This is a genomic window from Serratia marcescens (assembly GCF_006715005.1).
Classification (GTDB): domain Bacteria; phylum Pseudomonadota; class Gammaproteobacteria; order Enterobacterales; family Enterobacteriaceae; genus Serratia; species Serratia montpellierensis.
The window spans coordinates 3,848,945-3,866,286 of record NZ_VFMJ01000001.1; the positions used below are offsets into that span (position 1 = coordinate 3,848,945).

General features: G+C 64.2%; 18 protein-coding genes. 3 read left to right on the forward strand and 15 right to left on the reverse strand.

Going from position 1 to position 17,342, the window contains the following annotated elements; genetic code table 11:
• The gene (locus tag FHU12_RS18725; RefSeq protein WP_141973033.1) at window positions 1-912 is read right to left on the reverse strand and encodes a LysR family transcriptional regulator; all 912 of its coding nucleotides are present in this window, start codon (window positions 910-912) and stop codon (window positions 1-3) included.
• 108 nt (window positions 913-1,020) lie between these two features.
• Between FHU12_RS18725 and FHU12_RS18730 the strand changes: the two genes are divergently transcribed.
• Complete coding sequence (locus FHU12_RS18730) at window positions 1,021-2,223, forward strand: MFS transporter (protein WP_141971096.1); 1,203 nt, start codon at window positions 1,021-1,023, stop codon at window positions 2,221-2,223.
• Window position 2,224: 1 nt separating this feature from the next.
• On the opposite strand, the gene fucP is transcribed toward FHU12_RS18730, so the two are convergent.
• The 7 genes from fucP to FHU12_RS18765 are packed head-to-tail and all read right to left on the reverse strand — an operon-like array spanning window position 2,225 to window position 8,386.
• On the reverse strand, window positions 2,225-3,454 hold the full coding sequence (gene fucP, locus FHU12_RS18735; protein WP_141971098.1) for an L-fucose:H+ symporter permease: 1,230 nt from the start codon (window positions 3,452-3,454) through the stop codon (window positions 2,225-2,227).
• 40 nt (window positions 3,455-3,494) lie between these two features.
• A complete protein-coding gene (locus FHU12_RS18740) occupies window positions 3,495-3,854 on the reverse strand; it encodes an L-rhamnose mutarotase (protein WP_015376547.1) in 360 nt (119 codons plus the stop codon).
• Window positions 3,851-4,627, reverse strand: a complete 777-nt coding sequence (locus FHU12_RS18745) for an L-fucose dehydrogenase (RefSeq protein ID WP_141971100.1) — start codon at window positions 4,625-4,627, stop codon at window positions 3,851-3,853. Before FHU12_RS18745 ends, FHU12_RS18740 begins: the two co-directional genes overlap by 4 nt.
• Entirely contained in the window at window positions 4,605-5,468 is an 864-nt protein-coding gene (locus tag FHU12_RS18750; protein WP_141971102.1) for an amidohydrolase family protein, read from the reverse strand. Before FHU12_RS18750 ends, FHU12_RS18745 begins: the two co-directional genes overlap by 23 nt.
• A gap of 14 nt (window positions 5,469-5,482) precedes the next feature.
• Window positions 5,483-6,760, reverse strand: coding sequence for an L-fuconate dehydratase (locus FHU12_RS18755; protein WP_049239760.1), 1,278 nt, complete (start codon window positions 6,758-6,760; stop codon window positions 5,483-5,485).
• Between the two features lie 14 nt (window positions 6,761-6,774).
• Window positions 6,775-7,620 carry a fumarylacetoacetate hydrolase family protein gene (locus FHU12_RS18760; protein WP_063991488.1) on the reverse strand — a complete coding sequence of 282 codons (846 nt, stop codon included), beginning with the start codon at window positions 7,618-7,620 and terminating at the stop codon, window positions 6,775-6,777.
• Window positions 7,621-7,645: 25 nt separating this feature from the next.
• Entirely contained in the window at window positions 7,646-8,386 is a 741-nt protein-coding gene (locus FHU12_RS18765; protein ID WP_141971104.1) for an SDR family oxidoreductase, read from the reverse strand.
• Window positions 8,387-8,621: 235 nt separating this feature from the next.
• On the opposite strand from FHU12_RS18765, the gene FHU12_RS18770 reads away from it, so the two are divergent.
• Together FHU12_RS18770 and ampH are read left to right on the forward strand one after the other, a co-directional pair.
• Window positions 8,622-9,380 (forward strand): FadR/GntR family transcriptional regulator, encoded by a 759-nt coding sequence (locus FHU12_RS18770; RefSeq protein ID WP_141971106.1) that lies wholly within the window; start codon window positions 8,622-8,624, stop codon window positions 9,378-9,380.
• A 127-nt stretch (window positions 9,381-9,507) separates the two neighbouring features.
• Window positions 9,508-10,650, forward strand: a complete 1,143-nt coding sequence (gene ampH, locus FHU12_RS18775) for a D-alanyl-D-alanine-carboxypeptidase/endopeptidase AmpH (RefSeq protein ID WP_141971108.1) — start codon at window positions 9,508-9,510, stop codon at window positions 10,648-10,650.
• Between the two features lie 33 nt (window positions 10,651-10,683).
• On the opposite strand, the gene hpaC is transcribed toward ampH, so the two are convergent.
• The 7 genes from hpaC to FHU12_RS18810 all read right to left on the reverse strand — a co-directional run bounded on the left by hpaC (window position 10,684) and on the right by FHU12_RS18810 (window position 17,337).
• A complete protein-coding gene (gene hpaC / locus FHU12_RS18780) occupies window positions 10,684-11,199 on the reverse strand; it encodes a 4-hydroxyphenylacetate 3-monooxygenase, reductase component (protein WP_004933156.1) in 516 nt (171 codons plus the stop codon).
• Window positions 11,200-11,215: 16 nt separating this feature from the next.
• Window positions 11,216-12,778 (reverse strand): 4-hydroxyphenylacetate 3-monooxygenase, oxygenase component, encoded by a 1,563-nt coding sequence (gene hpaB / locus FHU12_RS18785; RefSeq protein WP_043136111.1) that lies wholly within the window; start codon window positions 12,776-12,778, stop codon window positions 11,216-11,218.
• Window positions 12,779-12,956: 178 nt separating this feature from the next.
• Entirely contained in the window at window positions 12,957-13,853 is an 897-nt protein-coding gene (gene hpaA / locus FHU12_RS18790) for a 4-hydroxyphenylacetate catabolism regulatory protein HpaA (RefSeq protein ID WP_038878427.1), read from the reverse strand.
• A 34-nt stretch (window positions 13,854-13,887) separates the two neighbouring features.
• The gene (gene hpaX, locus FHU12_RS18795; RefSeq protein WP_141971110.1) at window positions 13,888-15,258 is read right to left on the reverse strand and encodes a 4-hydroxyphenylacetate permease; all 1,371 of its coding nucleotides are present in this window, start codon (window positions 15,256-15,258) and stop codon (window positions 13,888-13,890) included.
• Window positions 15,259-15,261: 3 nt separating this feature from the next.
• The gene (hpaI, locus tag FHU12_RS18800) at window positions 15,262-16,056 is read right to left on the reverse strand and encodes a 4-hydroxy-2-oxoheptanedioate aldolase (RefSeq protein ID WP_074055321.1); all 795 of its coding nucleotides are present in this window, start codon (window positions 16,054-16,056) and stop codon (window positions 15,262-15,264) included.
• 76 nt (window positions 16,057-16,132) lie between these two features.
• Window positions 16,133-16,936, reverse strand: coding sequence for a 2-oxo-hept-4-ene-1,7-dioate hydratase (gene hpaH / locus FHU12_RS18805; RefSeq protein WP_141971112.1), 804 nt, complete (start codon window positions 16,934-16,936; stop codon window positions 16,133-16,135).
• Between the two features lie 14 nt (window positions 16,937-16,950).
• A complete protein-coding gene (locus tag FHU12_RS18810; protein ID WP_004933172.1) occupies window positions 16,951-17,337 on the reverse strand; it encodes a 5-carboxymethyl-2-hydroxymuconate Delta-isomerase in 387 nt (128 codons plus the stop codon).
• Between the last annotated feature and the right edge of the window lie 5 nt (window positions 17,338-17,342).

A 17,342-nucleotide genomic window follows, 5' to 3' on the forward strand; every position in this document is an offset into this window, starting at 1 on the left:
CTAAGCGGTTTCCCAAATCGCCTTGCCCTGCCAGCGCCGTTCGATCGCCGTCAGAAACAGTTTCACCTTGGGGGAGAGATGGCGTCGGCTGGGGTAGACGGCGCAGATCGGCGGCCCTGGGCGACAATAGCGCTCCAGCACCGGCACCAGCGTGCCGGCCGCAATCTGCTCGCCGACCAGAAACGCCCCCACCTGGCACAGGCCGGCCCCGGCGACGGCCGCATCCCGTAAGGCCTCGACGTTGTTGAAACGCATCCTGCCGCGCACCGGCTGTTCGTGCAGTTGGCCGTTGACCAAATAGCGCCAGGGCGCCGGCAGCCCCTGATGACTGAAGACCAGCGTCTCGTGATCGCCCAACGCCTCCGGTTTTGCAGGCGTACCGTGCCGCGCCAGATAATCCGGCGCCGCGCAGGTGATCAGGCGATGCGGCGCGAGCACCCGCCGCACCAGCCGGCTATCGTCGCTGCCGCCGACCCGGATAGCTACGTCGATGCCGTCGCGCACCAGATCGCTGTACTCATCGGAGAAGCTGACGTCGGCGTCCTCCTCCGGCCACTGCGCCAAAAACTCCCGCAGAATCGGCAAGATATGCAATCGCCCCAACGAGACCGGCAGATCCAGCCGCAGCCGCCCGCGCGGCGTTTGCCGCCGCGTATTGAGCGCCGTTTCCGCCTCTTCGGCCTGCGACAGGATGCGCTGCGCATACTCGTAAAACACCGCGCCGTCTTCGGTCAGGCTGACGCTGCGCGTGGTGCGCTGCAACAGCCGGGTCGCCAGTCGCTCCTCCAACCGGTTCACGCATTTGCCCGCCGCCGATCGGGAAATGCCCAGCCTCTCGGCCGCCAGCGTGAAGCTGCAGGCGTCGGCGACGCGAATGAACACCAGCAGGTCGGTCAGGTTATCCAACGGCATAGACGGTAAATTAGCCACGATGTGTCCCCAATGTTGCGCATTCAGGCCAGTTTATCAGTCATTTTGGCGCGGATACACTGAGGCTCTTCATCTGTTGGGAGGATCCTTATGAGTGCCTTACACGCCGGCGGCGGCGCAAAACCCTGGCTGGCGACCTTTGCCATCGGCCTGTCCACCTTTACCGTCGTTACCGCAGAAATGCTGCCCGTCGGGCTGCTGACTCCGATCGTCAGCACCTTGAACGCATCGATCGGCCGTGCCGGATTGCTGATTTCCCTGCCGGCCCTGTTCGCCGCGCTGTTCGCCCCGCTGGTGGTGCTGGGTGCCCGGCGCACGGATCGCCGCAGCCTGTTGGTGGGCTTTCTGCTGCTGCTGATCGCCGCCAACCTGCTGGCCGCCGCTGCCACCTCCATGGCCCTGCTGTTCGCCGCGCGCATCCTGCTGGGTTTTTGCATCGGCGGTATCTGGGCCATCGCCGGCGGGTTGGCGGAACGCCTGGTGCCGCCGGCCTCCGTCGGATTGGCGCTGTCCGTCATCTTCGGCGGCGTAGCGGCGGCCTCGGTGTTCGGCGTGCCACTCGGGGTGTTCCTCGGCGAAGCGCTGGGTTGGCGCATGGCGTTTCTGGCCGTCGCCGTCCTGGCGGCGCTGACCCTGCTGTTGCTGCTGTGCGTGCTGCCGTCGCTGCCGGTCACGCAGGCGATAAGCTGGCGGTCGTTCACCGCGCAGCGCGCGAATCGCCGACTGCTCCTCGGACTGCTGCTGACGTTTCTGCTGGTCGCCGGCCACTTTATGGCCTACACCTTTGTCCGCCCGCTGCTGCAGACGGTCGCCGGCATCGAGGGCCGCTGGGTGGGGCCGCTGCTGTTCGCCTACGGCGTCGCCGGTATCGCCGGGAATTTCATCGCCGGCCAGGCCGCCGCCAAGCGGCTGCGCCGCACCCTGGCACTGATCGCCCTCGGGCTGGCGCTCGCCGTCCTGCTGCTGCCGCTGCTGGGCCACGCGCCGCTGAGCGGCAGTGCCTTCCTCCTGCTGTGGGGCATCGCCTACGGCGGCGTTTCCGTTTCACTGATGGCGTGGATGCTCAAGGCGGCCCCCGATGCGGTCGAGGTCGCCTCTTCGCTGTATATCGCGCTGTTTAATCTGGCGATTTCCTGCGGTTCGCTGGCGGGTGGGCTGGTGGTGGATGCCGGAGGCTTGACGATAAACGGCGTGCTGTCCGGCATGGTGCTGCTGCTGGCGTTGACGATCCTGATGCGAACGCGCCCACAGGCGCTGACAACGGCGGCGAAGGCCGATTCGCCGCCGGGTTGAATCAGGCGCGGCGCTGCCGCAGGCCGTAAACCAGCACCACCGCGAAGCACAGCAGCGGCAGCAGATAAGAGAGAGCAGTGCTGTAACGGTCGGCCAGCGCCCCCATAAAGTACGGCATGATGGCGCCGCCGACGATCGCCATGATCATAAAGGAGCTGGCGCGCTTGGTGTGTTTACCCAAATTTTTCACCCCCAGGGCGAAAATCGTCGGGAACATGATCGACATAAAGAAGAACACCGCGATCAGCGCCACCACCGACACGCCGTCGACGCTCAGCATCACCACGCCGCACAGTGCGATGTTGATCAGCGCATAGGCCGCCAGCAGCGTCGCCGGTTTGACTCGCCCCATCAGCCAGGTGCTGAAGAAGCGCCCGACCATAAAGCAGATCATGGCGATCGACAGCAGGTAAGAGGCGCTCTGGTTAGACACCTCGTGCCAGTGCTCGGTGGCATAGTTGATGAAAAACGCCCCTACGCCCACCTGCGCCGCCACGTAGAAGAACTGTGTGATAACCCCGCCGACGAAATGCGGATGCTGCCACAATCCCTGCGCTATCACGCCATGCACCGGTTTTTCCTCCTCGCGGATCGCCGGCAGCCGGGTGCGGCTGAACAACAGCGCGATCAGCAGCACCAGCACGGCGATCGCCACATAGGTGATCTTCACCGCGCTCTGATCGCCGTCGCCGGCGGACTGGCTGGCGGAGAAGAACAGCGTGCCGCCGATCAGCGGGCCGATAAACTGCCCGAGGCCGTTGAACGACTGGGCCATATTCAGCCGCCGTTCGGCGCCCTGCGCATCGCCCAGCACCGTGGCGTACGGGTTGGCCGCTGTTTCCAGGCAGCCCAGGCCGCTGGCGATAACGAACAGCGCGAACAGGAATACGCCGAAGCTGTTGGCCGACGCCGCCGGCACGAACAGCAGCGCCCCCAGCGCATACAGGCACAGTCCAACCAGAATGCCCGCCTTATAGCCCTTGCGATCCATAAAGTACCCGGCGGGCAGCGCCACCAGGAAATAGGCGCCGAAATAGGCCGCCTGCAGCAGCCCCGACTGCGCCTTGGTGACGTGCAACGTCTCTTGAAAATGTTTGTTCAATACGTCCAGCAGGCCATAAGACAGCCCCCACATGAAGAACAGGCTGGTGACCAGGATAAATGCCCAGCGCAGATTGGCGGTCACGGGGACGCCCGGCTGCGCGGAGGCCGCACTTTTTTCAGCAAGCATGGTGATACCCTCGTATCGTCTGGCGATGATGATGTTGGCGTTATTGCTGTTGCAGAGAGAAAATCCGCGCCATTTCCACCCATTTTTCGCCCTGCGGCGTCCAGGGGGTGGCGGCCTGGTAGTGCCACATCAGCGCTTCCCATCGCTGTACTTCGGGGTTGTTCAGGCTGGCGGCGTCAAAACGCGCGGCGTCGAAATCGGCGCTGACCTCCACGATCATGAACAGCCGGGTGCCCAACCGGTAAATCTCCATGTCCAGAATGCCGTGCTCGCGCAAATGCGCGGCGATGCCCGGCCAGATGCGCTGATGATGCTGCTGGTACTCCGCAATCAGCGCCGGTGAGTCAATCAGATCGAGCGCCTGGCAGAAACGGCGCCGCCCTGCCGCCGCGCCGCTCACGTCAGCGCCCGATCGAGATGCAGGTAGCCGCCGTCCACCGACAGCCACTGCCCGGTGGTGTGCGATGACCGCGACGACAGCAAAAACGCCACGGTATCGGCAATCTCCTGCGGCGTGGTCATGCGCTGCCCGAGCGGAATGCGTGCGGTGATTTTCTCCATCTGCCGCTGCGGCTCGGCGAAGGTGTTGAGCCAGCGCTGGTACTGCGGGGTGATCACCTCCGCCGGCACTACCGCGTTCACCCGCACCCCGTCATGGCGCAGCGATACCGCCCATTCGCGCGTCAGCGCCAGCACTGCGCCCTTGGCGGCGGTGTAGCCGCTGGTGCCCCCCTGCCCGCTGAGCGCGGTCTTGGAGGCGATGTTGACGATGGCGCCCCGGCTCTCCCGCAGCGCCGCCTGGCACAGGTGCGCCATCAGGTAGTAGTGCACCAGGTTCTTTTCCAAAGAGCCGACGAACGCTTCGCGCCCCGCCTCCAGCCCGACGCCGTCATTGACCCCGGCGTTGTTCACCAGCCCGTCGATGCGGCCGAAGGTCGCCAGCGTTTGGCTGACCGCGTGGCGGCAGGCCGCCTCGTCGCACAATTCGGTGAGGATCACCTCGGTGCGCGGCTGCAGCCGCTGCAAATCGGCCAGCAGCGCCGCCTCCGGCACGGCGTTGGTGACCAGCACCGGGATCGCCCCTTCCTCGGCCAGCACATGAGCAATCGCCGCGCCGATGCCGGCACCGCCGCCGGTCACCAGCACCACCTTATCTTGCAGATACAGATCCATAACCAGACTCCGTTAAACCGTAAATTCGCCAGGCGGTGCCGCCCCAAATCGCCGCCTGCTCGGCGGCCCCCAGCGTCGACAGCGCCCGTTCGCACAGTTGCACCACCTGGCGGTAGTCGCCGGCCAGCAGGCACACCGGCCAGTCGGAGCCGAACATCAGCCGCTGCGGGCCGAACGCCTCCAGCGCGGCGTCGAAGAACGGCAGCAGTTCTTCCGCCCGCCACCGGCCACCCGGCGCCTCGGTGATCAGCCCCGACAGCTTGCAGGCCACGTGCGGCAGCGCCGCCAGCGGCCGGATTTGCTGCGCCCAGTGCCGCGCGCCGCGCGCGATGTCCGGCTTGCCGAAATGATCCAGCACCAGCCAGTGCTCATCGTGGCGGGCGGCGAACGCCGCCACGGGTGCCAAATGCCGGTGCGTCAACAGGATCTCGTACACATACCCGGCGCGCTGCAGCGTTTGCATGCCGCGTTCCACCTCCGGCCGCGCCAACCAGGCCGCCGGATCCGCTTCGTCCTGCACCTGATGACGCACCCCGCGCAGCGCGATGCGCGGCCGCAAGGCCTCCAGACGCTGCGCCAGCTGCGGCGCGGCGATGTCCAGCCAGCCCACTACGCCGCATATGCCTTCGCTCTGCTCAGCCAGCGCCAGCAGGGCCAGCGTCTCGTCCTCGCTGGGGCGCGCCTGCACCGCCAGCGCGCCGTCGAAACCGTGTTCCCGCAACAGCGGCCGCAGCCGGGGCGGATCGAAATCCTGCCGCAGCACCCGCATCCGCTCGTCGATCCACGGGTAGTGCCGTGGGTGATAGCGCCAGTAGTGCTGATGCGCGTCGATGCGCGGCATGCGATCCTCCCGCCTCACCCGCGGAACCGATACTGCTCGATCGACGACGGATGCATCTCGATCGAATAGCCGGGACGGCTCGGCGGCATGTAGGCCGCACCGTTGATTACGCAGGGATCGACAAAGTGTTCATGCAAATGATCGACGTACTCGATCACCCGGCCTTCGTGGGTGCCGGCAATGCACAGGTAGTCGATCATCGACAGGTGCTGCACGTACTCGCACAGCCCGACGCCGCCGGCGTGCGGGCAGACCGGCAGCTGGTATTTGGCCGCCATCAGCATCACCGCCAGCACTTCGTTGACGCCGCCGAGGCGGCAGGCGTCGATCTGCACCACGTCTACCGCGCCGCGCATGATGAACTGCTTGAACATGATGCGGTTCTGGCACATCTCACCGGTGGCCACCTTGACCGGCGCCACCCCTTCGCGGATGCGACGATGCCCTTCCACGTCGTCCGGGCTGGTCGGCTCTTCGATAAACCAGGGTTTGGCGAACGCCAGGTGCTTCACCCACGGAATGGCTTCGTCCACCTCCCACACCTGGTTGGCGTCGATCATCAGCCGGCGATCCGGGCCGATCACCTCGCGGGCGATGCGCACCCGGCGGATGTCGTCTTCCAGATCGCGCCCGACCTTCAGCTTCAGGTAGGAGAAACCGGCGTCGACCGCTTCCTGGCACAGGCGGCGCAGCTTGTCGTCCGGGTAGCCCAGCCAGCCGGCGGAGGTGGTGTAACAGGGATACCCCTCCTGCAGCAGCCGCTCCAGGCGCCGCTCTTTGCCCTCGGCCCGCTGTTTCAGCAGCGCCAGCGCCTCCTGCGGCGTGATGCAGTCGGTGATGTAACGGAAGTCGATGCAGCGCACCAGTTCCTCCGGCGTCATCTCCGCCACCAGCCGCCATACCGGCTTGCCGACCGATTTGGCCCACAGATCCCACACCGCGTTGACCACCGCGCCGGTCGCCAGGTGAATGGCGCCTTTGTCCGGCCCGATCCAGCGCAGCTGGCTGTCGCTGGTGAAGCGCCGCCAGAAGGCGCCCATGTCGGCGGCGATATCCTCCAGCCGCTCGCCGACGATCTGATGCTCCAGCGCGCGGATCGCCGCGCAGCAGATCTCGTTGCCGCGGCCGATGGTGAACGTCAGCCCATGGCCGCTGAGATCCGCGCGATCGGTCTCCAGGATCACGTAGGCGGCGGAATAGTCGGGATCCGGATTCATGGCGTCGGATCCGTCCAGCCCCAGCGACGTGGGGAAACGAATGTCTTCAACCCGCAGTGCGGTAATGGTGGTCATGGCGGCGCTCCCGGTTAAGCCTGTACGGTTTGCTGGCGCTGTTCGCCCAGCCCTTCAATGCCCAGACGCATCGTCTGACCCGCCCGCAGGTAGATGGGCTGCGGTTTCTGCCCCATGCCAACGCCCGGCGGCGTGCCGGTGGAGATCACATCGCCCGGCTGCAGGCTCATGAAGCGGCTGAGGTAGCTGACGATCTGCGGAATGCGGAAGATCATGGTGCTGGTGTTGCCGTCCTGATAGCGCTTGCCGTCCACCTCCAGCCACAGGTTCAGGCTGTGCGGATCGGCGATCTCGTCGGCGGTCACCAGCCAGGGGCCGATCGGCCCGAAGGTGTCGCAGCCTTTGCCCTTGTCCCAGGTGCCGCCGCGTTCAATTTGATACTCGCGTTCGGAGACGTCGTTGATCACGCAGTAACCGGCGACGTGGCGCATCGCGTCGGCTTCGCTGATGTAGCGTCCGCCCTGGCCGATCACCACGCCCAGCTCCACTTCCCAGTCGGTTTTCTGCGAGCCGCGCGGGATCTCCACCCGATCGTGGGGGCCGACCACCGCGCTGGTCCATTTGTTGAACACCACCGGTTCTTCAGGAATGGCCGCGCCGGTTTCCGCCGCGTGATCGGCGTAATTCAGGCCGATGCAGATAAACTTGCCGATGCCGCCGACGCAGGCACCGAGGCGCGGCTGCCCCTCGACCAACGGCAGCGCGGCGCTGTCCAGCGCACGCAGTTTGGCGAGCGACGCCGGCAATAACGCGGCGCCCCCCACGTCGGCAATATGCTGCGACAGATCGCGCAGGCGGCCCTGCGCATCCAACATGCCGGGGCGCTCTTGCCCAGGTTGCCCGTAACGTAAAAGTTTCATGCCTTCCTCTCTCAAAAATGGCGGCTCAGTTGCTCCAGCCGCCGTCGATGATCTGCACCGTGCCGGTGGTGTACGAGCTGGCGTCGGAGGCCAGATACAGCGCCAATTGGGCGATTTCCTCGGTGGTGCCGATGCGCCCGATCGGCTGACGGGCGACGAACGCCTGATACACCTCTTGCTCGCTGCGCCCCTGTTCGCGCGCCTGCTCGGCGATGCGCTGGCGCAGCGACGGCGATTCCACCGTGCCGGGGCAAATGGCGTTGCAGCGGATGCCCTGGGTGACATAATCCGCCGCCACCGAGCGCGTCAGGCCGATCACCGCCGCCTTGCTGGCGCTGTAGGCGAAGCGGTTCGGCACCCCTTTCACGCTCGAGGCCACCGAGGACATGTTGATGATCGAGCCTTTGCCGCGCGCCAACATGCCCGGCAGGAAGGCGCGGATCATGCGGAACATCGCGGTGACGTTGAGATCGAGCGCGAACGCCCACTGATCTTCGCTGCAGTCGAGGATCGATCCGCTGTGCACCACGCCGGCGCAGTTGAACAGCACGTCGATCGGGCCGATCGCTTCCGCCGCCGCCGCGATGGCGGCCGGATCGGTGACGTTCAGCTCCAGCGCGCGGATCCCGGCGGAACCCTGCAGGCGTTCGAGGTTGATGTCGCTGGCGATCACTTCCGCACCGGCGGCGGCGAACAGCCTGGCGGTGGTAAAACCGATCCCTTGCCCGGCGGCGGTGATCAGTACGCGTTTCCCGGTTAAATCCATCTTGACTCCTCGGCCTAAAGGTCTAATGGTCAGGCCACTAAAGGCGGTTAAAGGTCAGGCCTCTAACATGACAAAAGACGCTTTACGCGTTATCGTTGGGGGAAGAAGTTAATAAAACAGCCTTGAAACCGCATTTCAATTAACCATTTTTTTACACTTGAATAACGATTACTCAAGCACCTTGTCGCATAATTGTGCGCCAAATCACTGAACGCCGAATCGTCAAAGGTCAAAAATGCCGATTACCCGACTGGAAAACCCAAGAATTTACAGACAGATAGCTGACCAGCTCAAACGTCTTATCGAAAATAACGAATTTCCGCCGGGCAGTCGCCTGCCCTCGGAGCGCGATCTCGCCCAGCAGTTACAGGTCAGCCGCGCGTCGGTGCGCGAGGCGCTGATCGCGCTGGAAGTGATCGGCCTGGTGGACGTCAAGGTCGGCAACGGGGTGATCGTGCGCTCGCCAACGTCGCTGGCGGCGTCGCAGGAGCCGGTGATGGCCCAGGCCGGCCGCAACCAGTGGGCGGAGATCGACGACGAACTGAACATCGAGCTGGATTTCAACGCCGAGCTGCCGCCGTTTTCTCTGCTGCAAACCCGCTTGCTGATCGAACCGGAGACCGCCGCGCTGGCCGCACGCCACGCCTCCGACGAAGAGCTGGCGGGCATTCGCGCCGCCTATGAGCAGAACTGCCGCGATAACCGCGCCGGTTCCGCCACCCACCCCGGCGATCGGCTGTTCCACATCCGCATCGCCCAGGCCAGCGGCAACCCGGCCTATGCGTTCATCATCGGCCACCTGCTCGGCCACCGTTACGGCAGCATGTTCCGCGTGCTGCAGCGCCACTATACGCCGGACGACATGCCGCACCGCTCCGAGCTGGAACACCGGGCGATCCTGGCGGCGATCGAAGCGCGCGACGTGCGCGGCGCCCGCAAGGCGATGAAGGCGCATCTGGACGAAGTGATCGCCATTTTCGCCCGCGCGCAGTAGCGCCACCGGCGGTGAAAAAATTTTATCGCCACCGCTCTTTTTTCTACATGCAGCCGGGGCCTGGGGGCATTACACTGGGCGACGAATAAGCCCTTTCCCCGCTGCATTGTTAAATGGATAACGACCGTTGAAGAACTCTGTCTCCGCTTTATTGCTGGCGCTGGGCCTGTGCGCCGCGCCGCTGGCCGTGCAGGCCGCGCCCCCGCTGCTGGCTTCGCAAATCGTCGACCAGTATGCCGAACATATTTTCTACAACAGCGGCGCCACCGGTATGGCGCTGGTGGTCATCGACGGCAATCAGGTGGTTAACCGCAGCTTTGGCGACACCAAGCCCGGCAACAACCTGCGCCCGCGCCCGGATTCGCTGATCCGCATCGCGTCGATCACCAAGCTGATGACCAGCGAAGTGATGGTGAAAATGGCGGCGGCAGGTCAGGTCAAACTGACCGATCCGCTGCGCAAGTACGCCCCCAAAGGCGCCTATGTGCCGGCTTACAACGCCGGCCAGCCGATCACGTTATTGAACCTGGCCACCCACACCAGCGCGCTGCCGCGCGAGCAGCCGGGCAAGAAGCCGCCTAAAACGCCGGTCTTCACCTGGCCAACCAAGGCCCAGCGCTGGCAATGGCTGGCGCATGCCAACGTCACGGTGCCGCCGGGCGTACACGCCGCTTATTCCAACCTGGCGTACGATCTGCTGGCCGATGCGCTGTCGCGCGCCGCAGGCAAACCCTACAACGCGCTGCTGAAAGAGAACATCACCGCGCCGCTCGGCATGGTGGATACCACGCTGACGCCGAGCCCTGAACAATGTTCGCGCCTGATGGTGGCGGCGGCCGGCCCGAGCGCCTGCCGCGACACCACCGCCGCGGCCGGCAGCGGCGGCGTCTACTCCACCCCGCGCGACATGCAGCGCTGGATGCAGCAGTTCCTCTCCTCCAGCGCCAGCGGCCCGCGCAAAGCCACCGCCGCCAGCGAGCAAACCATGTACTTCCAGCGCCACGATCTGGTGTCGCTGAAGGGCATGGACGTGCCGGGGCAAGCGGATGCATTAGGATTGGGCTGGGTGTATATGGCGCCGAAGGATGGGCTGCCGGGCATCATTCAGAAGACCGGCGGCGGCGGCGGATTCATTACCTACATGGCGATGATCCCGGCGAAAAACGTCGGGGTGTTCGTGGTGGTGACCCGCTCGGAGCTGAGCAAGTTCACCAACATGAGCGATCCGGTCAACCGCCTGGTGAGCGATCTGGCGGCCAACAAGAGTTGATATGCGGGGCGCAGCCTGCTGCGCCCCAACGCCTCAGGCCGGCACCGCCATCTGATGGATCACCGAATGGAAGTTGCGCTTGAAGTAGATCAGGCCATTACCGGCTTCGCTCAGCGCGATCTGCTTGATCTGCACCAGGTACATCTGGTGGGTGCCGATGCTCTGGATCTGCTCGATCTCCCCTTCCAGGCTGGCCAGAGTATTGCGCAGCACCGGCTGCCCCAGCGCGCCGAGCTGCCACTCTTCCAGCCGGAAACGATCTTCCATGCTGACGCCGGTCATGCCGGCGAAGTGGCGCGCCATCAGCTCCTGCTCGTGGTTGAGCACGTTGACGCACAGCCTGCGGTTTTCCTGAAACACCGGGTTCATCGCGCTGTTGCGGTTGATGCACACCAGCAGCGTCGGCGGCGTATCGGTTACCGAGCACACCGCCGTGGCGGTGATGCCACAGCGCCCCGCCGGGCCGTCGGTGGTGACGATATTCACCGCCGCCGACAGGCTGGCCATGGCGTCGCGAAAGCGCAGGCGCTGTTCATTTTCCTGAGACATACAACCTCCTCCTGAATTACTTCAGCAGATTATCCAACTGATTAATATCGTCATTGTTCCGCAGGTGCGGCACCTTCCAGCCGTGCTGATCGTAATCGGCCAGGCACTTGTCGACCATCTGCATCATGCGATCCATGTTGCCGGATCCCTGCGCGTGGCGCAGGCACTGCAGGCGGATCTCATCCTGGCTGCCGGCGTAGTTGATCTCATACAGCTCGTGACGGCCGCCGAATTCGCTGCCGATCGCATCCCACATCAGCTTGAGGATCTTGATGCGTTCGACGTGATCCATGCCGTCCGATCCGCGCACGTAGCGCGCCAGGTACTTGTCGATCTCCGGGTTGTTCATGTCGCGCACGCTGGACGGCAGGTAGATCAGGCCGCTGGTGACGTTCTTCTCGATGATGTGTTTCACCTTGGTGTAGGCCATCGGCGCCATCACGCGGTAGGTTTGCAGCGCGGCGGAATCCGGCAGGTAGGCGCCGTTTTCCCATTGAGTGGCTTCGGCGCACATCGCGTCGCTCAGCGACCAGAACAGGTTGCGCCAGGCCACCACTTCGCCCAGATCCGCCTGCACGCCGCGGAACTCCAACACGCCGGTACACGAGAGGCTTTTTTGCAACAGCGCGGTAATGAAGTCCATCTTCACCGCCAGGCGCACGCAGGCCTGCAGCGGGAACAGCCGGGCGAAACCGCCCTGGGTGCTCCAGCGGCGGCAGCGGTCGAAATCGCGGTAGATCAGCACGTTTTCCCACGGGATCAGTACATGATCCATGATCAGGATCGCGTCGTTCTCGTCGAAGCGACTGGTGAGCGGGTAGTCGAACGGCGATCCGGTGGCGCCGGCCACCAGCTCATAGGAGGCGCGTGAAATCAGCTTCACCCCTTCGGCGTCCATCGGCGCCACGAACATCAGCGCGAAGTCCGGGTTATCGCCCATCACCTGCGCCGAACCGAAGCCAATGAAGTTGTAGTGGGTCAACGCCGAGTTGGTAGCCACCACTTTGGCACCGCTGACCACGATACCGGCGTCAGTCTCTTTCTCCACCTGAATGTAGACGTCCTTCACCTCATTGACCGGCTTGTGGCGGTCGATCGGCGGGTTGACGATGGCGTGGTTGAAATAGAGCCCGGTTTCCTGAATGCGTTTGTACCAGTGGCGCGCGTTGTCGGCGAACTGGCCGTAGAACTCCGGGTAAGCGCCCAGCGCGCAGCCGAAGGCCGCCTTGTAGTCCGGCGTGCGCCCCATCCAGCCGTAGCTTTGGCGTGACCAGTCGGCGATGGCGTCGCGCTGCTGGCGCATCTCTTCCGGGCTGCGGGCGTAGCGGAAGAATTTGTGGGTATAGCCGCCGTTGCCGGTGTCGGTGTTCCAGCACAGGCGATCCTGGCTGGCCGGATCGTGCAGCGCGTCGTACAGCTGGCCGACTGACGCCGCCGCGTTGCGGAACGCCGGGTGCGTAGTCACGTCTTTCACGCGCTCGCCGTAAATGTAGATTTCGCGGCTGTCCTGCAAACTTTTCAGGTATTCGGCGCCGGTGAACGGGCGTTTGCTGTCGGCACGAAAGTCTTCTGGTTTCATCGGGTCTTCCTCGTCATCGGCATTTTTCAGGCCGTGGAGCCGGCCATTTGTTAAAATAATGTTTTCTTTTGGTTGCTTAATTGAAGCTGCCAAAGCCGGTTTCGAGAAGAGACTTTTGCGGCAATCGCCGGTACTTTTCAGGTCAGTTTGCCGCTTTCGCGGCAAACTGTGATCGCGGTTACGAAAGGGCGTGCTGCGCCGCGCGGTAGGTCGAGGGGGAACAGCCTTCCAGCCGATTGAAAAAACGGGCGAAATAGGCCGGATCCTTGAAGCCGAGGCTGTAGGCGGTTTCATGCACCGTACAGGCGCTGAACAGCAGCATCCGTTTGGCCTCGCGCAGCAGCCGATCGAAGATCAGCCGCTTGGGCGGCCGGTTGGCGAAGCGCCGGCACAGGTCGTTGAGCCGCGATTCGGTCACCCCCAGCGCCTGCGCATACTCCGGTACCGGCAGGTGCTCGCGAAAACGCTCGTCCACCATCTTGTTGAACCGCTGAAACAGCTGCAGTTCGCCGCGCACGCCGCTGTTGGCGCTGTCTTCCAGCGCGGTGTTGCGCAGCAGCAGCGTGAACACCGCCTGCGCCAGCAGCGCCAGCGTCTGTTCGCGCCCGGCCAGGTTCTGCCCGAACTCGCGGCGGATCAGCGCCCAGTAGTGGCTGAGCGCCGTCAGCTCCTGCGGCGCGTCGGCCAGCGACAGGCAGATGCCCGGCATGTCCAGCGCCAGGTTGCTGCCGGGATACAAGCGCTCCAGCAGCGGCCAAATCAGCTCCTGGCGCACCGTCAACACGTGGCCGTCGCTGTCCGGTTCGGTGAAGAACGCATGCGGCACCGACGGCGGCGTGAGGATGAACAGCGGCGCCTGCACCGAATAGTGCTGATCGTCGAGCTGCAGCTCTATCTTGCCGGTCTCCAGGAAATGCACCTGGAAGAAGCAGTCGTGCCAGTGCACCTGCATGTCGCGGCCGAAGAATGCCGCCAGCCCGGCGAAGGTTTCGTAGTGCACCTCGTCGGCGGCGTAGCGCGCGTCATACTCTTTGCAAATATCGATGTTGGCGATAAAGCCGGTACTTTTCCGCACCTCATGACCTCCTGCAATCATGCCCACTTGCGCATCAAGGCGTGGCTCTCGGGCGCGAATCCTTCATCGGAATGCGCCACACCAGCACGGCGCCGACGATCAACAGCGCCGAAACGAAATACAGCCCGGAGTTGAAGCTGCCGGTCATGTCCTTGAACCAGCCGATCAGCAGCGGGCTGAGCGCCGATCCGATGTTGCCGGTGGCGTTGATCACCGCGATCCCTACCGCCCGCGCTTCCAGACTGATCGACTGATCCGGCGTGGTCCAGAAGATCGCCATGGCGGTAAAGGAGCCGACCGAAGCCATCACGATCCCGAGCAGCTGGATCAGGCTGTGATCGGTGGCGGACGCCAACAGCCAGCCGGCGGCGGCGAACAGGTACGGCAGCGCGGTGTGATGCTTGCGCTCCTGCAGCCTGTCGGATCGTTTGCTCCACCACACCATGCCGGCGATGGTGCAGATCTGCGGGATCGCCGCCAGAATGCCGATCGTCACGTTGCTGCTGCCCTGGTTAAAGCTCTGCAGGATCTGCGGCGTCCAGATGTTGATTGCGCTCAGGGTGTTGGTCAGGCAGAAATAGGCCAGCGTGTACATCAGCACGATCGGCGTGCAGATCTCGCGCCACAGGCTGCGCTGTTGCAGCGCACGGTGGCTGCTCGGCCCATTGGGTTGCACCAGCTGCAGCTTGTCGGCCGCCATCATCGCCTGCAGGCTGGCTTTTTCCTCGTCGGTCAGCCACTTGGCCTTGGCCGGCGTATCGTCGAGATAGAACCACACCACCACGCCCAGCAGCACCGACGGAATGCCTTCCAGCAGGAACAGCCATTGCCAGCCCTTCAGGTTCATCACCCCGTCCAGCGCCAGGATATAGCCGGAGACCAGCGAGCCGATCGCCATGGTCACCGGCATGGCGATCATGAACAGCGCGTTGGCGCGGGCACGGTAAAACGCCGGGAACCAGTAGGTGAGGTACACCAGAATGCCCGGCAGGAAGCCGGCCTCGGTGATGCCGACGATCATGCGCAGCACGTACAGACTGGTCGGCCCGGTGGCGAACATGGTGCAGGTGGAGGCAATGCCCCACAGCACCATGATGGTGGCGATCCAGCGCCGCGCGCCGACCCTGCTCAGCATCATGTTGCTCGGAATGCCGAAGATCACATAGGTGACATAGAATAACGTCGCCGCCAGCCCGAACATGGTCGAGCTGAGGCCGAGATCTTTGCCCATCGTCAGCCCGGCGAAGCCGATGTTGATGCGATCGAGGAAAGAGAAAACAAACAACACAAACAGGAAAATGATCAGGCGCCGAAACAACTTTTTAATCACCGATTGCTCGGCGGCGGTTAACGCTTTATGTTGCTGCGCCGGGTTGGCCGGCTGCAGCGAATCGACGTGGTTCATGGTTCAGTAGACTCCCGATGAAGGCGCTTGCGCCCCGCCCTGTTTGAACTCGTTCGCCAGGGCTTCCGCCGCCCGCGCCAGCAGGGTGGTATCCACCCCCACCGCGACAAACAGCGCGCCGGCCTCCAGATAGCGCTGCGCCAGCGCCTTGTTGGCCATCAAAATGCCGGGCGCCTTGCCGGCGGCGCGGATGCGCGCGATGGCGTCGTCGATAGTGCGCTGCACCTCCGGGTGCTGCGGATTGCCGGCAAAGCCCATGTCGGCGCTGAGATCCGCCGGGCCGATAAACACGCCGTCCACCCCTTCCACCTGCAAAATGGCGTCGAGGTTTTTCACCGCTTCGCGGGTTTCAATCTGCACCAGCACGCACATCTGCTCATCGGCCTGCTGCAGGTAATCGGGCACCCGGTTCCAGCGTGAAGCGCGCGCCAGGGCGCTGCCGACGCCGCGCACGCCGTGCGGCGGATAGCGCGTGGCGCGCACCGCGTCGCGCGCCTGTTCGGCGTTTTGAATCATCGGGATAAGCAAGGTTTGCGCGCCGACGTCCAGCAGTTGCTTGATGATCACCGCGTCGTTCCACGGCGGCCGCACCACCGGCTGGCTCGGGTAAGGCGCGACCGCCTGCAGCTGCCCCAGCACCGTTTGCACGTTGTTGGGCGCATGTTCGCCGTCGATCAGCAGCCAGTCGAAACCGGCGCCGGCCAGCAGCTCGGCGCTGTAGCTGCTGCACAACCCGAGCCACAGCCCGATCTGCGGGCGTTTTTCCTGCAGCGCACGCTTGAAGTGGTTGGTTAACATCGCATTCTCCCTGACAAGCGGGCGCGGCGCGTGGCCCCCGCCCGGTTATTGCGGCCCGGTTCGCCGGACCTGCTTATTAGACGAAGCGGCAGCTGATGCAGCCCATCGGGCCGTAGTCGACGTGGAAGGTATCACCGCGCCGCGCCGGCACCGGCCGGGTGAAGGAGCCGCCGAGGATCACCTGTCCCGCTTCCAGCTCCACCTCATACGGCGCCAGCTTGTTGGCCAGCCAGGCCACGCCGTTGGCCGGGTGGTTGAGCACCGCCGCCGCTACGCCGGACTCTTCAATCACGCCGTTGCGGTACAGCAGCGCGGAGATCCAGCGCAGATCCAGCGCATCCGGTTTGATCGGCCGCCCGCCCATCACCACCCCGGCATTGGCGGCGTTGTCGGAAATGGTGTCGAACACCTTGCGCGGCCGCTGCGTCTCGGGATCGACGTTGTGGCTGCGCGCATCGATGATCTCCAGCGCCGGAATGACGTAGTCGGTGGCGTTGTAGACGTCGAACAGCGTGCAGTTCGGCCCGCGCAGCGGCTTGGCCAACACGAAAGCCAGCTCCACCTCCACCCGCGGCACGATAAAGCGATCGATCGGAATGTCGCTGCCGTCGTTGAAGAACATGTCGTCCAGCAGCGCGCCATAGTCCGGCTCGGTGATCTGCGAGCTCACCTGCATGGCGCGCGAGGTCAGGCCGATCTTGTGGCCTTTGAGCGTGCGCCCATCGGCGATCTTCAGCTCCACCCACTGCCGCTGAATGGCGTAGGCGTCTTCAATGGTGATCTCGGGATGATCGAGCGACAGCGCGCGGATCTGCTCACGACTCTTTTCCGCCTGATGCAGGCGCTGCACGGCGCGGTTAATCTGCTCTTTATCCAGCATGTACGACCCCTTATTCACGCCTTGTTGAACAGCGCGTGGACATTGTTCTGTTTGTAATTCAGCACCGGATCCAGCTCTTCCATGGTGAAAGAGAGCGCCAGGTAACGCTGCGCCATCAGCGCGGCAAAGTGTTCCTTGATCAGCGCAAACAGCATCTCGCCCACCTGCTGCCGGCTTTCCAGACTGCGGCCGTGGCCGATCTTCAGCGTCATGTGCACGAAGGCGTAATCCTGCTTGCCGTCGGCCATCTGCCAGGTGTCGAGCCAGATGGCGCGGCTGCGCACGCCGGCCAGCGGAAAGATGCCGGTCGCCGCCAGCGCCTCGTTGACCTTGGCGAATAGGGTGGGCAAATCCGCCTCGCGGCGGATGTTGTCGGTACATTCAGCGTAAAAATGGGGCATAACGT

Coding starts and splice junctions, on each gene's coding strand:
- FHU12_RS18750 (WP_141971102.1), bottom strand. CDS start 5,468: ATGCCGCGCATCGACGCGCATCAGCACTACTGGCGCTATCACCCACGG.
- fucP (WP_141971098.1), bottom strand. CDS start 3,454: ATGCTTGCTGAAAAAAGTGCGGCCTCCGCGCAGCCGGGCGTCCCCGTG.
- FHU12_RS18725 (WP_141973033.1), bottom strand. CDS start 912: ATGCCGTTGGATAACCTGACCGACCTGCTGGTGTTCATTCGCGTCGCC.
- FHU12_RS18810 (WP_004933172.1), bottom strand. CDS start 17,337: ATGCCCCATTTTTACGCTGAATGTACCGACAACATCCGCCGCGAGGCG.
- hpaH (WP_141971112.1), bottom strand. CDS start 16,936: ATGCTGGATAAAGAGCAGATTAACCGCGCCGTGCAGCGCCTGCATCAG.
- FHU12_RS18770 (WP_141971106.1), top strand. CDS start 8,622: ATGCCGATTACCCGACTGGAAAACCCAAGAATTTACAGACAGATAGCT.
- FHU12_RS18745 (WP_141971100.1), bottom strand. CDS start 4,627: ATGGATCTGTATCTGCAAGATAAGGTGGTGCTGGTGACCGGCGGCGGT.
- FHU12_RS18760 (WP_063991488.1), bottom strand. CDS start 7,620: ATGAAACTTTTACGTTACGGGCAACCTGGGCAAGAGCGCCCCGGCATG.
- FHU12_RS18755 (WP_049239760.1), bottom strand. CDS start 6,760: ATGACCACCATTACCGCACTGCGGGTTGAAGACATTCGTTTCCCCACG.
- hpaX (WP_141971110.1), bottom strand. CDS start 15,258: ATGAACCACGTCGATTCGCTGCAGCCGGCCAACCCGGCGCAGCAACAT.
- hpaB (WP_043136111.1), bottom strand. CDS start 12,778: ATGAAACCAGAAGACTTTCGTGCCGACAGCAAACGCCCGTTCACCGGC.
- FHU12_RS18765 (WP_141971104.1), bottom strand. CDS start 8,386: ATGGATTTAACCGGGAAACGCGTACTGATCACCGCCGCCGGGCAAGGG.
- FHU12_RS18730 (WP_141971096.1), top strand. CDS start 1,021: ATGAGTGCCTTACACGCCGGCGGCGGCGCAAAACCCTGGCTGGCGACC.
- hpaI (WP_074055321.1), bottom strand. CDS start 16,056: ATGTTAACCAACCACTTCAAGCGTGCGCTGCAGGAAAAACGCCCGCAG.
- hpaC (WP_004933156.1), bottom strand. CDS start 11,199: ATGTCTCAGGAAAATGAACAGCGCCTGCGCTTTCGCGACGCCATGGCC.